The sequence below is a fragment of the Actinoplanes sp. M2I2 genome, assembly GCF_023544445.1.
In the GTDB taxonomy this organism is placed as follows: domain Bacteria; phylum Actinomycetota; class Actinomycetes; order Mycobacteriales; family Micromonosporaceae; genus Actinoplanes.
In genome coordinates, this window is the sequence record NZ_JALPVJ010000023.1 from 89340 (window position 1) to 104132 (window position 14793).

The 14793-nt window shown below is 68.5% G+C and carries 17 protein-coding genes; 9 read left to right on the forward strand and 8 right to left on the reverse strand.

The annotated features are described in order from the left end of the window. Nucleotides 1-13: 13 nt before the first annotated feature. Genes HJC40_RS35925 through HJC40_RS35935 form a run of 3 tightly spaced genes read right to left on the reverse strand, consistent with a single transcriptional unit; the run spans nucleotide 14 to nucleotide 3410 of the window. Nucleotides 14-667 (reverse strand): response regulator transcription factor, encoded by a 654-nt coding sequence (locus HJC40_RS35925; protein ID WP_250007918.1) that lies wholly within the window; start codon nucleotides 665-667, stop codon nucleotides 14-16. Further along, entirely contained in the window at nucleotides 664-1875 is a 1212-nt protein-coding gene (locus HJC40_RS35930; protein WP_250007920.1) for a sensor histidine kinase, read from the reverse strand. The genes HJC40_RS35925 and HJC40_RS35930 overlap by 4 nt, the downstream gene beginning before the upstream one ends. Before the next feature lie 26 nt (nucleotides 1876-1901). Continuing rightward, on the reverse strand, nucleotides 1902-3410 hold the full coding sequence (locus HJC40_RS35935) for an alpha/beta fold hydrolase (RefSeq protein WP_250007921.1): 1509 nt from the start codon (nucleotides 3408-3410) through the stop codon (nucleotides 1902-1904). A 170-nt stretch (nucleotides 3411-3580) separates the two neighbouring features. Here HJC40_RS35935 and HJC40_RS35940 point away from each other — a divergent pair, with 170 nt between their 5' ends. From HJC40_RS35940 to HJC40_RS35975, 8 genes are all read left to right on the forward strand, one after another. Further along, nucleotides 3581-4039 (forward strand): alpha/beta fold hydrolase, encoded by a 459-nt coding sequence (locus HJC40_RS35940; protein ID WP_250007922.1) that lies wholly within the window; start codon nucleotides 3581-3583, stop codon nucleotides 4037-4039. Between the two features lie 26 nt (nucleotides 4040-4065). Continuing rightward, a complete protein-coding gene (locus HJC40_RS35945; protein ID WP_250007923.1) occupies nucleotides 4066-4755 on the forward strand; it encodes a DUF998 domain-containing protein in 690 nt (229 codons plus the stop codon). A gap of 71 nt (nucleotides 4756-4826) precedes the next feature. Continuing rightward, nucleotides 4827-5297, forward strand: coding sequence for an ester cyclase (locus HJC40_RS35950; RefSeq protein WP_250007924.1), 471 nt, complete (start codon nucleotides 4827-4829; stop codon nucleotides 5295-5297). A 138-nt stretch (nucleotides 5298-5435) separates the two neighbouring features. After that, nucleotides 5436-6881: an ATP-binding protein gene (locus HJC40_RS35955; RefSeq protein ID WP_250007926.1), complete on the forward strand. Its 1446-nt coding sequence runs from the start codon at nucleotides 5436-5438 to the stop codon at nucleotides 6879-6881. Nucleotides 6882-7183: 302 nt separating this feature from the next. Further along, a complete protein-coding gene (locus HJC40_RS35960) occupies nucleotides 7184-7897 on the forward strand; it encodes a TetR/AcrR family transcriptional regulator (RefSeq protein WP_250007927.1) in 714 nt (237 codons plus the stop codon). Nucleotides 7898-8008: 111 nt separating this feature from the next. Further along, nucleotides 8009-9166, forward strand: a complete 1158-nt coding sequence (locus tag HJC40_RS35965; protein WP_250007928.1) for an NAD(P)/FAD-dependent oxidoreductase — start codon at nucleotides 8009-8011, stop codon at nucleotides 9164-9166. A 50-nt stretch (nucleotides 9167-9216) separates the two neighbouring features. Next, entirely contained in the window at nucleotides 9217-9783 is a 567-nt protein-coding gene (locus tag HJC40_RS35970) for an NADPH-dependent FMN reductase (protein ID WP_250007929.1), read from the forward strand. Nucleotides 9784-10004: 221 nt separating this feature from the next. Beyond that, a complete protein-coding gene (locus HJC40_RS35975) occupies nucleotides 10005-10616 on the forward strand; it encodes a hypothetical protein (protein ID WP_250007930.1) in 612 nt (203 codons plus the stop codon). A gap of 298 nt (nucleotides 10617-10914) precedes the next feature. On the opposite strand, the gene HJC40_RS35980 is transcribed toward HJC40_RS35975, so the two are convergent. The 5 genes from HJC40_RS35980 to HJC40_RS36000 form a co-directional block, all read right to left on the reverse strand. Then, nucleotides 10915-11325, reverse strand: a complete 411-nt coding sequence (locus HJC40_RS35980) for a hypothetical protein (RefSeq protein ID WP_250007932.1) — start codon at nucleotides 11323-11325, stop codon at nucleotides 10915-10917. 364 nt (nucleotides 11326-11689) lie between these two features. Continuing rightward, nucleotides 11690-12184: a hypothetical protein gene (locus HJC40_RS35985; RefSeq protein ID WP_250007933.1), complete on the reverse strand. Its 495-nt coding sequence runs from the start codon at nucleotides 12182-12184 to the stop codon at nucleotides 11690-11692. Between the two features lie 228 nt (nucleotides 12185-12412). After that, the gene (locus HJC40_RS35990) at nucleotides 12413-13003 is read right to left on the reverse strand and encodes a GNAT family N-acetyltransferase (RefSeq protein ID WP_250007934.1); all 591 of its coding nucleotides are present in this window, start codon (nucleotides 13001-13003) and stop codon (nucleotides 12413-12415) included. A 471-nt stretch (nucleotides 13004-13474) separates the two neighbouring features. Continuing rightward, on the reverse strand, nucleotides 13475-13738 hold the full coding sequence (locus HJC40_RS35995) for a hypothetical protein (protein WP_250007935.1): 264 nt from the start codon (nucleotides 13736-13738) through the stop codon (nucleotides 13475-13477). A gap of 288 nt (nucleotides 13739-14026) precedes the next feature. Then, nucleotides 14027-14272, reverse strand: coding sequence for a hypothetical protein (locus HJC40_RS36000; RefSeq protein WP_250007987.1), 246 nt, complete (start codon nucleotides 14270-14272; stop codon nucleotides 14027-14029). Between HJC40_RS36000 and HJC40_RS36005 the strand changes: the two genes are divergently transcribed. Beyond that, nucleotides 14153-14755, forward strand: a complete 603-nt coding sequence (locus HJC40_RS36005; RefSeq protein ID WP_250007936.1) for an SDR family oxidoreductase — start codon at nucleotides 14153-14155, stop codon at nucleotides 14753-14755. The two genes, HJC40_RS36000 and HJC40_RS36005, sit on opposite strands and share 120 nt — an antisense overlap. Nucleotides 14756-14793 lie beyond the last annotated feature (38 nt).

Here is a 14793-nt window from a genome sequence, read left to right on the forward strand (position 1 = left end):
CGGACCGCCTGGATCAGAGCAGCGTGTTCTCGTACGCGAAGATGACGGCTTGGATCCGGTCGCGCAGCCCCAGTTTCGTCAGCAGGTGAGACACGTGGGTCTTGACCGTCTGTTCCCCGACGTACAGGCGTTTCGCGATCTCGGCGTTGGAATGGCCGCGGGCGACCTCGAGGAGGATCTCGCGTTCTCGGGTGGTCAGCCGGTCGAGTTCGGCAGGCTTGTCCACAGTGGTTGGAGCGAGTCCGTTGGCGAATCGGGTGACCAGGCGACGTGTCACTGACGGGTCGATGAGTGCGTCTCCGCGGGCCACGACGCGGATGGCGTTGAGCAGTTCCTCGACGGGCATACTTTTGAGGCAGAATCCGCTGGTTCCGGCGCGCAGGCCGCGGTAGACGTAGCTGTCGTCGTCGTAGGTGGTGAGCAGCATGATGCGGGTTTCGGCGCCGCGCGACAGGACGGTTTCGGCGGCCGTGAGGCCGTCCATCCGGGGCATGCGGATGTCCAGGACGGCGACGTCGGGGCGTAGCCGTTCGATCTCGGTCACGGCGGCCTGTCCGTCTCCGACGTCGCCGACGCATTCGAGGTCGGGCTGAGTCTCCAGGGCGGCGCGGAACCCGGAGCGGAAGAACTCGTGGTCGTCGGCGAGCAGGACGCGGATCGTGGTCAACGGGACTCCTGGAGCGGAATGGTGATGCCGGTGTGCCAGGCGCCGGGCGCGTCCGGTGGGGGTCCGGCCGTGAGGGATCCGCCGAATATGCCGACCCGGTGGCGGATGCCGTCCAGGCCTCGTCCGGTGCCGGAGCTCGTACCGGGCTGGGCTTTGCTGGTGTTGGTTGCCGCGATCCGGAGCTCGTCGCCGTTCCGGGTGAGGACCAGGTCGAGGGTACCGTCGCCGTGGCGCAGGGCGTTGGTGAGCACTTCCTGGACCATGCGGTAGGCCGCGAGGTTCAGCGACTTCGGCAGGGCCTGGGGTATGGCGTCGTCCATGGTCAGGTTCACGGTGAGGCCGGCGCGGCGGCTGCCGTCGATGAGGGCGTCGAGGGCGTCGAGACCCGGCTGGCGTACCCCGTCGGTGTCGTTGCCGTGCAACAGGTCGAGCATGCGGCGCAGGTCGCCGAGTGCGGCCCGGCTCGAGGTCTCGACCTGTTCCAGCGAGGTCACCGTGCGGTCCTGGGTGGCCGGTAGACCCGACGTCATGCCGAGACGGGCGGCAGCCGCGTGCACACCGACCGCACTGACGTGGTGCGAGATCGTGTCGTGCAGGTCGCGGGCGATCGCCGTACGTTCGGTCTCGATCGCCTGGGTCAGCGCGAGGTCCGCGTCACGCCGGTTCTCCTCTGCTTCCCACTGGATCTGCTCGGCCCGGCGGCGGACTTCCGCGATGTAGCCGCTGCGACCGGTAGTGTGCCGGCCGAGCATCCACGGCAGGACGGTGTTGGAGAGGGTGACCAGGATGCTTTCGGTGATTCCGCCGAAGCCTTGGATCACCTGGGTCACGGTCATGCCGGCGATGAGGGCGGCCAGCGCCGCCCAGGAGCGCCGCCCGGCAACCCAGGCTCCAGCCCGGTACCCGGCGACGGCCAGCCCGGTCGCGTTGCCGATGCTGTCGCGGTCGCCGATGGCGGCCAGCAGGAGCAGCGCCACCGCCGCCCGGACGACGGCGTGGGCCACCGCCACCGGCCCGGCGGTCCGGGCCGGCAGCGCGAGGGCCAGGTCGGCCAAGAGGATCGCCAGGCCGGCGATCCAGATGGCCGGGTGCGGCGGGTACTTCGACATATTGAGCAGGAAGGGGACGCCGTCGGCGATCACGCATCCCATCGCGATGAGCAGCGACTGCCGGCGTAGTGCGGCGTTCTCATCGTGTTCGTCACGCAAGACGGCCCCTTTTCCGCATCGGTGGTTCAGACCTTCGCGTCGCGGATGAACATGATGATTTCGTTGACGCCCTCGTCGGTGGTGGCCGGGGTGTGTCCCGCGCCTTCGATCACCTTGTGGGTGGCGCGCGGGAACTGCGCGGCGGCGGCGTCCCCGGATTCGATCGGGGTGTTCGCGTCAAGATCACCACTGAGTACCAGAACCGGCACGTCGGGCATCGATGCTCCCGGCGCGAACGGGGGCTGCGCGGCGGTGTCAGCCGGCCAGCGCAGGCACGCCCCGGTGTCGTAGTCAGCCCGGGAGACCCACACCTTCGCGGAGAACGGCCGGAAGTCGGCGTCGTCGAGCTTCGCCTGTGCTGCGTCGTACTGCCGGGTGCGCTTCGCGACCGGGTCGGCGTAGTCGAAGTCGCGCAGGTAGTCGTGGCAGGTGACGGCCCAGGACTGTGCGTCGGAGATCAGGGCGGGGCCGTAGGAAGCGTCCTCGGCCGACTTGATCAGGCTTTTGCGAACCAGATCGCGTACCGGGGCGAGATCGCCGCGGCGTGCGGCGGACGCGGCGCGTGCCAGGGCAAGCTCGACCTTGGTGTCGGGCAGTTTGGCGTAGACCTGGCCGGCCACCGAGGTCATCTGCCACTCGTCCAGGGTGACCCGGTGCTTGACGCCGTCGTAGCTGACGGTGAGCTTTTCCGGGTGCTTCCGCAACCGCTTCATCAGCGCGGCGAGGTCCGAGAGCACCCGGTCGCCGTCGCATTCGCCGGTCCGCTCGCAGACCAGGCGCACCGCCCGCCGGAAGGCGACCGCGTTGACTTCGCCCGTGGTGTCGACATTGACCGCGTACGCACCGGCCATGCTGACCGTACGCACGTGCTGCGGGTACCGCTGAGCGTAGGTAGCCATCAGATAAGTACCGTAGGAGACACCGAGCAGGTCGAGGCGGCTCAGGCCCAGTGTCTTCCGTACGGCGTCGACGTCGTCGGCGACGGCGATGCTGCTGTAGTCGGACACGGTGTCGCCGAGCTGGTGCCCGCACTCACCGATCATCTGACGCTGCTTGGGCAGGGAAGCGAACACCCGGGCCGGGCCGTCGAGCGCCGCGCAGCTCAGCGGAGTCGAGCGGCCGACCCCGCGGGTGTCGATCAGCAGCAGGTCACGACGGTTGAGTAGCGGCGCGAGCGCCTCGGCGAACGACTGGCCGGCCAGGTCGATCGTCGACGAGCCGGGACCGCCCGGATTCGGCACCACCGTGCCCAGTCCCGGCTGCGAAGTGTCGGTGTGCGGCACCAGCGCGAAACCGATGTCGATCGTGCCTTTGCCCGGGTTGGTGCGGTCGCGGGGCACGGTGATCTGTCCGCAGCGCGCGGTCGGCACGCTGGGCAACTCCGGGCACTCGGCCAGGGCCCGCACGGTTTCGGTGGAGGCCGTCAGCGTGGACTGGACACCGGCCGTGGCCATCGGCGCGGCGGCACCCGCGGTGACGACCGCGGCCGCCGCGGTCACCGCGGCCAGGGCTGCGGCGAATCGTTTCTTCTTCATGAGGTTCCTCTACGTCCGATGTGGCTTGCCGGGCTGACGAGATTCATCCTCGGCGCGCGCGGCGGCCACGTCGTCCTTCACCGGCGGGACTGCCTTCTCCCTCTCTCGGGTGAGACCCAGACCCCCATCGGCGTGAGGATTCGCAGCCAAGACGTCGACAAGCTGAGGTGGTGAACCCCCAAGGAATCCTGGACCGCCCGTTCACCGTCTCGATCCCCGACTCGAGCGGGTGGGCTGTACCGCGCATCGCCGGCGCATGGGTGGAGTTGATGAAACGTCTCGGCTACCCGAGATGGGCCGCGCAAGGCGGGGACTGGGGTGCCGTTGTCACCACCGCCCTCGGGGCCATGCAACCTGAGGGCCTGATCGGAATTCATCTGAACACCCAGTTCGCCTTTTCCGCACAGATACCCGACACCTTGTCGCCCGAACAGCGCCACGCCGTGCAGACCCTTGCCCTCTACACCGGCGATCTCGGTGGCTCGAACCACCTTCAAGCCACGAAGCCGCAGACTGTCGGATTCGCTCTGGCAGACTCCCCCGCCGGCCAGGCCACCTGGATCTACGAGAAGTTCCAGTCCAAGACCGACAACCAAGGGCTTGCCGAGAACGCGACCCTTCGAACTTGACTGAATCGACGGAAATGGAACACATCGTGAACAAGCTCCGCCCCCTCGCGGCTGCCGCCTTCCTCCTGGGCCCGGTGATCTACCTCGCCGCCGAAGCGATCGCCGCCGCGGCGTGGAAATCGCCTAGCTACAGCTACGCCGACAACTGGATCAGCGACCTCGGATCCGCAACCGCCGGCGTCTTCCAAGGCCGACAGCTCGACTCACCCCTGCACGCGATCATGAACACCGGATTCATCGTTCAGGGCATCCTCTTCGGGATCGCCACCGTGCTGCTGTCACGGACGCTCAACGGGCGGCCCCGAACCTTCACCGCCGTAACGGGGACCGTGACCATGATCGGCTACATTCTGGTCGGCACCTTCCACGGCTCCCTGCAAGCACAACAGAACGGCACGCTCCCCCTGCACTTCACCGGAGCAACGCTGGCCATCCTCGGCGGCAACGTGCTCGCCCTCGTCCTGGGCCTCCACTGGCGAAAAACCTCCCCGACACGACTGATCGGCCTCGTCAGCATCGTCCTCGGAACATTCGGCCTGGCCTCCGTAACGGCCCTCTTCCTCACCTTCAACGCCGGCCTGCCCTCCGGCGCCATCGAACGCGGCTCGGTCTACACCATCGTCATCTGGCAACTCGCGGTCGCCGCCGCACTTCTGCGCCGGGCCGGCTCTCCCGCACCCCACGGCGCCCCGGCCGGCGCATCCACAGGCACCTGACCCGCCCGCTCCAGCTCATCGCCCCCGGTTGCCCGATGCGAGGGATCGCTTCCGGGAACCGATGCAACCCCATGGAGGAAATCGTGGAAAACGCCAATAGCACCTACAACATCGACCGGACTGCCGCTACCGCGCTCGCCACGGACTGGGTCGCCCTGTGGAACGGCGACTACGAAATCGCCGAAAAGATCATCTCCGAGGACAACCGCGTACATGCCGCCATGTTCGACGGGGGCGATGGCAGCGCTGTCGGCGGTGTCTCCGGCATGAAGGGCTTCGTCACGATGATGAGGTCCCTCATGTCCGACCTCGTCTTCACCATCGACGTCGGCCCCCTCGTCGACGGTGACCACGTCGTGGTGCGCTGGGTGGCCACCGGGCACTACGGCGGCGGCGTTCCCGGCGCCGGCGCCCCGGTCGGCACTGCCGTCACCTTCCACGGCACAGACATCCTGCGAGTGGCGAACAACCAGGTCGTCGAATACTGGCTCAACGCCGACACCTTGGACCTCATGACCCAGCTACGGGTCAGCGCCGGCTGACAACGACGACGGAATGGCTTGATCGTTGGATGCAGCGGTCAAGCCATTCCATGTCTATGGGTGCGGAACGGGTGGCCTCGACGGTCGGCGAAGGCGCGATGGCGTCACACTGGTTCATCGCTATCTGGAGGCGCAGCAATGACCGACACCGGCGCGCTGGGAACAATCACCCCTGCCGAGCTCAAGACCCTGTTCCTCTTCGAGAAGCTGACCGGCGAGCAGCTCACCTGGATCGCCGAGCTCGGCTACACCCAGCACGTCGAGGCCGGCCAGTTCGCCATTCACGAGGGTGAGCTCGCCGACAAGTTCTTCGTGCTGCTCAGCGGCACGATCGCGCTCACCCGCCGGGTCGGCCCGGACGACGTTCAGACCACCCGTACGGAGCAGCGCGGCGTCTACATGGGCGCGACCCAGGCATACATCCGGGACGAAGGTGTCGAGCACAAGTACATGTTGTCGATGCGTGCGCTGGACGACGCCGACTTCTTCGTGATGTCCGCGGCCGACTTCAGCCGGTTGATGCGCGAGTGGTACCCGATGGCCCAGCACCTCATCGAGGGCCTCCTCCTCGGGGTGCTCGGCCCCCAGGATGCGATCAGTCAACGGCAGGGGCTGGTGGCGCTCGGCGCCCTGTCCGCAGGCCTGATGCACGAGATCAACAATCCGGCCGCCGCGGCGGCGCGGGCCACCGGGGCGCTGCGCCTGCGGCTCGCCGGCATGCGGCACAAGCTCGGCCTGCTGGCTGCCGGCAAGGTCGCCCCGGAACTCCTCGACGCGCTGGTCGAGTTGCAGGAGGACGTCATCGAGCGGGCCGCCAAGGCCCCCGCACTGACCGCCATGCAGGCCTCTGACCGCGAGGACGAACTGGGCGACTGGATGGAGGAGCACAACGTGACCGGCGGCTGGGACCTCGCGCCGGTCTACGCCCAGGGCGGCCTCGACGTCGACTGCCTCGAGGAGATCAAGATCAAGCTGGTCGAGTCGGGCCTGCTCGGCCAAGCCATCCACTGGATCGGGTACGCCCTGGAGACCGAACAGTTGATGAGCGACATCGAGGACGCCACCGGACGCGTGTCGTCGCTGGTCACCTCAGCGAAGCAGTACTCGCAGCTGGACCGGGCCGCGCACCAATGGATCGACATGCACACCGGGCTGGACAGCACGTTGGTCCTGCTGGGCCACAAGATCGGCAACGGGATCAGGGTCGTCAAGGATTTCGCCCGCGACCTGCCGCAGATCCCGGCCCACCCGGCCGAGCTCAACCAGGTGTGGGCCAACATCATCGACAACGCACTGCAGGCCATGAACGGTGCCGGCACGCTGACCATCCGGACGTACCGCAGTGACGACCACGTAATCGTCTCGATCGGTGACACCGGTCCCGGCGTGCCCGAGGCGCTGCGCAAGCGGGTCTTCGAGCCGTTCTTCACCACGAAGGCCGTGGGTGAGGGCACCGGCCTGGGCCTGGACATCTCGTACCGGATCGTGGTCAACGGCCACGGCGGGGACATCGTGCTGGAGTCACAGCCCGGCGACACCCGGTTCCTGGTCAGTCTGCCCATCACCGAGCCGTCCTCACGCTGACCGCCGATGTCAAATCCCAGCTCGGCGGCATTGCCCGGCCGGAACGTTCCTGCCTTGTCTGCGCGGCGAGGCGGAGTCACAACAGGCGTCCGGCAGAGCCGCGTACCGCGCCGGCACGGTCACCGGGTACCCGGCCCGCCGACACCCCCCCCCCCCCCCGAGCTGGCGACGTGTCCGAGGGCGATACGACCTCCCTGCTGGCCGAGACGCTGTCCACGCTGCGACAGACGTGGCCACTGACGGCACGCACATGGGCATGGCCCGCGCTTGGCAATCACGAACATGTTCGCTACGATCGTGTTATGAGTTCCCGCCGAGTTCCCGTCAGCCGCCGCGACCGGCCGGCCAAGCCGCCGCTGAGCCGGGCCGGCGCCGTAGCTGCGGCACTGCGGATCATGCAGGAGGAGGGGCTGGAGCGGGTGACGATGCGGCGGCTGGCGGCCGAGCTCGACACCGGCCCCGCCTCGCTCTACGTGTACGTGCACAACATGGCGGAGCTGCACGGCGCGATCCTTGACGAGCTGCTCACCGCCCTTCCCGTGGTCGACCCGGCCGACGTGGGTGAGCGATGGCGCGGTGAGCTCGTCGGGCTGCTCACCGGATACACGCAGCTGCTCCTCGGCCAGCCGAGCCTGGCCCGATCCGTGCTGGCGCTGCGCCCCTCCGGCGCGAACTACGTACGCCTTGTCGACACGCTGCTCGGACTGATGCACGTCGGTGGCGTACCGGTGGCCCAGGCGGCGTGGGGCGTCGACCTGCTCCTGCAACACGGCACTGCCACTGCCGCCGAACACGGCGTCCGCGACGAGGCTGTCGATGCCCAAGCCGAGCAGGACGCCTTCGTCGAGGCGCTGAACGATGCCGCTGACGGCGACTGCCCGAACATCGCTCGCGCTCGCAACGAGCTTTTCTCGGGCACCGGGGCACAGCGGCTGGCCTGGATGTTCGACGTCCTGATCACCGGCATCTCCACCGTTGCCCTACCCGCGCCGGCCGCCGGCAGCGAGCGCAGCTGAAGACTTCCTCCAGCTCTTGTGAGCTGGAGGGTCAACCTTGCCCATGAAAAACACGTTCGCCACGAACGCGTTCGTCATCTCTCGCATCACTTCGACCACTTGGAGGAAGACATGACCACACCTGTCACCATCATCGGAGCCGGTCTGGGCGGCCTGACACTCGCCCGGGTGCTGCACGTCCACGGGATTGCGTCGACCATCTACGAGTCGGACGCTTCACCCGAAGCCCGCACCCAAGGCGGGATGCTCGACATCCACGACTACAACGGCCAGGTCGCGGTCAAGGCCGCCGGGCTGTTCGACGAGTTCAAGAAGATCATCCACCAGGGTGGCGAGGCGACCCGGATCCTCGACAAGCACGGCACCGTGTACACCGATGAGAACGACGATCCCGGCCACGACGTCGGCCACGATGCCGGCGCCCGCCCCGAGGTCGACCGCGGTGATCTACGCACGATGCTGCTCGACTCGCTTCCCGAAGGCACCATCCGGTGGGGCAGCAAGGTGACCGGGGTGAAAGGCCTGGGCGGCGGTGAGCACGAGCTGACCTTCGCCGACGGGTCGACCGTCACCACCGGCCTGCTCGTCGGCGCCGACGGCGCCTGGTCGCGAGTACGGCCGCTCTTGTCGGACGCCCAGCCCGCCTACGCCGGCATGTCGTTCATCGAGCTCGACCACCGCGACGCCGTGCAGCGCCACCCCGGCCCGGCGACGACGGTGGGCGCCGGCATGCTGTTCGCGCTCGGCGCCGGTCAGGGCTTCCTCGCCCACGCCGAGACCGATGGCAGCCTGCACATCTACATCGCCTTGACCAAACCCGCGGACTGGGTCGGCACTGTCGACTGGACCGACACCGACAAGGGCAAAGCCGTCCTGCTCGGCGAGTTCGCCGACTGGGCGCCGGAGTTCCACGCCCTGATCGCCGAGGCCGACAGCGCCCTGGTCCCCCGTACGATCAACGCCCTGCCCATCCGGCACCGCTGGGACCGGATTCCCGGCGTCACCCTGCTCGGCGACGCCGCCCACCTCATGTCGCCGTTCGCCGGCGAGGGCGCCAACCTGGCCATGCTCGACGGCGCCGAACTCGGCCAGGCCATCGCCGCCCACCCCGGCCACATCGAGGCCGCTCTCACCGCGTACGAGAAGGACCTGTTCCCACGCAGCGCCGAAGCCGCCGGGGAAGCCGCCCGCAACCTGGAGCTCTGCTTCGACGAGCGCGCCCCGCACAGCCTGCTCGACCAGTTCGCCGCCTACGCGGAAGCCCAGTGAAAATGCCCGACCACCTGATCACCCTGCGGCCGGAAGTGACTGACGCCCCGATGACCACGATTGCGATCGTCCTCGGCAGCACCCGCCCCGGCCGCCAAGGCGAAAATGTCGCGCACTGGGTCCTCGACCAGGCCCGCGAGCGCACCGACGCCCGGTTCGAACTGGTCGACCTCGCCCAGCATCACCTGCCCGACATCGACGAACCGGTCCCGCCCGCACGCGGCCACTACACCCACGAGCACACCAAGGCCTGGGCCACCACCGTGGCCCGGTACGACGGCTACGTCATCGTCACCCCCGAGTACAACCACAGCATGCCCGGACCGCTCAAGAACGCCCTCGACCGCGTCTATCCCGAGTGGAACAACAAGGCCGCGGGCTTCGTCTCCTACGGCTGGAACGGCGGTGTTCGCGCCGCCGAACAGCTGCGGCTGGTCATGGGCTCGATGCAGGTCGCCGACGTCACCGCGCAGGTCGCCCTCGACCTGGCCACCGACTTCCGCGATCGCACCGAGTTCGCCCCCGCCGACTACCAGAACACCGCCCTCACCAAGCTGCTCGACCAGGTCGTAGCGTGGAGCACCGCACTCGCCCCGCTGCGCACCAGCGCCGCGTAGCGGCGCATCAAGGGGCTGTCAGCCGAACGAATCCGGCGTAGTGACACCGCTGCTCGAGCATGAGGCTACGGCGGTCGAACACCGTTGATCTCGTCCCGGCGGCTGATTCCCAGGGCGGAACAATGGTCCTGACAGTGTCCCCACAGGTGTTGTTGGAACGCTTCCGACGTCGACCCGGGCCGATCTCGCGTCGTCCTTCCCTCGAGCGAACAGGAGCGAATGTGTCGGTGAAAAAGGTAGGCCTCGCCGTGGCGGGCACCGCTGCGGCGGGATTGGTGATCCTCGGAGGCGCCACCCTGGCGGACGCCGCCACGAAGACCTCCGCAACCAGCAGCACGCCGAACGGCTACGGCCACCCCGGCGCCTCGAACGACACGCCGGTCACCGGGGACGAACTGGCCAAGGTCACCGCCGCGGTCAAGGCCAAGGACTCCGCCGTCACCGTTACCAACGTTCGCAAGAACAGCGAGGGCTCCTACCGCGTGTTCGCCACCAAAGCCGGCGCCCCGGTGATGTACAAGGTCAGCGCCGACCTGAAGACCATCACCGAACGGCAAGGCGGACACCGCGGCGGCGGCCGGGGCGAAGCAGCCGGGACTGCGGTAACGGGTGACGAGCTGGCCAAGGTCACTGCCGCAGTCAAGGTGAAAGAACCCGCCGTCACCGTTTCTGTCGTTCGCAAGGACAGCGACGGCAGCTATCACGTTCTCGGCACCAAGGCCGGCAACAGGGTCATGTACGAGGTGAGCGCCGACCTGACGACCGTCACCGAACGCCACGGTGAAGAACGCCGCGGCGGTTATCGGCCGGCTCCCAACAGCGCCACGGACTGAGCCTGCGGTGTTGAGCAGTGCGGCGAACTTCCGTATGTCCCGGGCGAAGCCGCCCTGATCTACCGGGCCCGCGCCGAGGCCGAGACCGCGTTCCGTGAGGAACTCGAATGGTTCGCCGCCGACCGCGGCGTCCGGGTTTTCTACCTGCTCGGCCCCGGCTCGACCCGGCCGTCGTGGCTGCCGGGCCGGTACGCCGGCGGCACCGACTCCACCGCCCTGCGGGTCTGCGACCATGCGGGCGACCTACCGGGGGCTATGCCGACGACTCCGAGGGGATGTCCTTGGGCATCGGGCGTTCTCAACCAGTGACCGGCAGCGTCGGCGCCGTGGTGCTCGATCCCGCCTGGCGACAGGCGCGCAGCAGATCGCTCGCTGCCGCTCGCCACGCGCGGTCGCCGTCATCAGCACTGCGCCCCAACGCCGCGACACTCTCCGCTATCGCCGCGCTGTCGCTGCGCCGCGCCCGCCGGTCGACCGAGTCGGCCAGCTGTAACCGCGCCGGTGTATCGGCGGCCCGCCGCCATCCCGACTGAAACTCAGCGCAGGCCTCACGTCCGCTTGCATCCGACCCGGTCGCGGCGGCAGGGGAGGACTCGGCCACAAGCGACGACCGCTGTTCACAGCCGGTAGCCGCCCAGATCGGCAGGGTCAGCGCGAAAGCAGCGGCACCGCGACGCCACCGGTAGTCAGTCATCATGCCCATCGCCACGCCATACCCACCGCCCGGCGGGCGGAGCCCCTGACGTGCCGAAGTCACCCGGTCGAGGGCGGATGAGGCCCCGCATTCTGTAGGCCCCCGATCGCGCAGGCCCACACTTACCGCAATCCGACCGCGCCGAAGCGCCGCTGAACCTACGGGCTCAGGTCGACGCTGCCCTATACGGGCGAACGGATCTGCGCGAGCAGGATGCCGCCGCCGAGGCGAAAATGCGCACACGCCTCAACTCCACTCGTCGTCGGGCAACGCTGCGAGCCACCAGAGACGAAACCGTTGACGCTCGGCGCCTTCCCCTCCGGCGCGTGCGCGGCACTGAGCCCCGCGCCGGGTGCCAGTTCCGGGGGATGCTGATCGGTCAGCGCGAAGCAGGCCGTAGACCGGCTCCGACGTGGTCGGTGAGTTTGTGGTCCACGGCTGGGGCCGGGGATGCCGGCCAGCACAGGATCACATAGATCTCGGCCGGCTGCGTGATGGACTCGTCCGGGGAGATGTCACGGCCGCGTGCGTGGACTCGGACCCGGTAGTCGCCGGGCCCGGCGGCGCACAGGGCCGGCAGCCCGGGCGGCACGTGGTCCAGGAGGGCCGCCACGGCGAGGTCGCCGACCGGGCCGGGCAGGCTCATGTCGGCGATCTCGTCCCACGAGTCGAGGTCGACCGCCGTCGGCGCCGCGGTGAGAGCGGCGGCGCGGACCGACACCCGACCGGAGCTGATGCCGGTGAAGATGATCGCGGCTCCCGGACCGGTCACCGCGATCAGGCCGTTGGTGTCGCGCGGGGGAAAGCCGCGTCGCCGGTCTGGCTCAAGCAGCCAGAACTGGTGAGAATCAACTGGAACGAGGACAGTCTCCATGGGGCCCGAGGGTAGGGCCCGGCGTAAACCGACGCCGAGCCTTCGATGCCGGAGAGGACCCGACGCTCGCAGCCGGCTGGATCAGGGAGCCCACCGCGATCAAGAAGTCGGCCCCAGCCCGGCTCGGCTTCGCTGAGGCGCCACCCGAACGGATGAGCGAAGAGCGGATCGCCGCGAACGCAGCGTCGACTGCTTCCAGGCGATGACCGCGGCTGCTCTTCACCAGGCTCAGACAGGATCGACCGTCTTCACCATGACGCAGTTCTTCAGACCTTTGGGCCGGTCGTAGGTGAAGCCGAGCCGCTCGTAGAGTCGTCGGGTTCCGTTGTAGAGGAACGACGCCGACATCTTTTTCGTCTGGTTGGTCAGGTCGTGGGGATAGCTCTCGACCCGTCCCCCGCCGGCCTGCGCCATCAGGCCGAGCGCGCCGGTGATCGCCAACTCCGTCACGCCCTGTCGCCGGTGGCGTTTGTCGACGAAGACGCAGGTGATTCGGTAGTCGGGGTCCGCAGTTTTGGTGGCGTCGTATTCCTTGCGATGGTGGAGGCTGGGCAACTCGACCGGGGTGCCGTACTCGGCCCACGCAATGGCGTCGTCGCCGTCCATCACCAGCGCGGCGTGCGCCCGGCCCTGCTCGACGTAGGCCTTCTTGAGCGCCCGGTTGGCCTCCGCGCCTTGGCCGCGCTCGGGCCCGTCGGGGTGAAACCAGATGCACCAGCATCCCCCGAAGATCCCGTTGTGCCGCTGCACCAGCGCATCGAAGGCCGGCCAGGTCTCGGGGCTGAGAGCAGCGATGGTGTACGACGACTCGGTAGCCATGCCGCTCACGGTATTCGACCTCGCGGGCCGATGGGACCCGCTGACAGGCCTGCCCTCGCCGTTGCCATCATCGTGGACTTCTCCTGCCTGAGCCGAGAGACGGGACCTGCATACGCCTCAGCTCGGGCTCGAGGTCCGGCCGCTCATGACCATTGATCCGATCTGTTGCACGACGGGGGATCGCGAGTCTCGGATCAGGGCTGGAGTCGGTACTCGTCGCGTCCGACGGTTCGCACTCGAGGGCACCAACGAGCAGGAGTTCGGCCGGGAGGCCCTGCGTTGAGGAGTCCCGGCAGGGACTCTCGGGTGGCCTGCAGAGTGCTTACGCTGGAATCACGAACAAGCGGGCTGACGTTCGCGCACTCCTCCGGTCGCGCCGCGACAAGGTCACGTTGACCGCGGTGGAATCTGACAAGGCCTTGCCGGCCCGGCCTGCGCCACTGCGCGATTTCCCGGCATCGGGCCCTCAGCTCAGGCTTGGAACACGGACGAGTCGACGTGGTGCTCGGAGTGGTAGTAATGGAACTCCTGGGTCTGGTAGTGCTCCCCGTAGTTCGAGCCCTCCGGCTGGAAGTCATCGGACGGGAAGCCACCCGGCTGCACTTCCTGCTGCGGAACGTCGTCCTGCCGAGGAGCGCCGTTCTCGCACTGGCCCTCGAAGCCGGAGGAACCGGTGCTCTGGTAGCCGTAGGCGAAGGTCTGGCTGTCGTCGTACGAGTAGTTGCTCTGCCACATGGTCTCTGTCCTGTCTGTTCGGTTTCCCGTTGTCTTGCTGACAGGACTAATCCTGCTGGTCAGAGACTTCCAGCAGAATCGTGCAGACCCCCGGATCGCTTCCGTCGTCTTCGGGGGGTCAACCCCCGGTCCCGCCTGCTCGACTGGTCGGGCATCCGATCGTCCGCGCGCTCAGCTTCACCGTCGAGCCGGGGCGGGCTCGACGGTGTCGCCGGCGGCGATCAGCACCGCCGGCGGATGGTTGCCGGCCGACCGGCGCGGTATCAGAGTCCACCGACGGCCAGCCCATCAACGAGATGATGATTTGCCGCCGAGGGCGCCGAGCACGCTGCGGATCAGCAGCGCCGACCGGGATCCCACCTCGTCTCCGCCGTCGGCCAGTTCCGCGGCGTCCGCGGGCAGCAGATACACCTCGTGCAGCAGGGCGAGGTAGACCTTCCGGCACCAGGTCGGCTGCGCGGCGGTGATCACGCCGGATTCGTACAGGCGCGCGAAGAGCGTCCGCGCCTTCCTCGACGAGGGCGCCGTCGTCACCGCCGTGTCCCGCCGCGGCACCCCGGAGCTCGACGCACCACGGCCACGTTCGTACCGGCTGACCTCGCCGACCCGGTCGGCCCGCGGCGGATGGTCGAGACCGTGCTCGCCGCCGGCCCTCGCCTCGACATCCTGATCAACAACGTTGGTGGCGGCACCACGACCGCCGAGGCGATGGGCGACCCGCTCGACGGCGACGACGGCCTCTGGGACGAGGTCTACGCCCTGAACCTCTTCGCGACCGTCCGGACCACCCGCCACGCCCTCCCGGCACTGACCCGCTCGCGGGGCAGCATCGTGAACATCAGCTCCAACAGCGCCCGCACCCCGTTCGGCACGCCGGCGAACGGAGGCATGCTGACCGGCACCCTGATCGACCCGGCCGAGATCGCTCGCGCGGTGCTCCTGCTGGCCTCCCCGGCCATGCCGAGCGCGATCGGCCAGATCTGGGCGGTGGACGCCGGCTCGGTGAAGGCAGTCTGACGTTCCCCCGCCCGCACGCCGGGCCGGTCCCGGCGCGG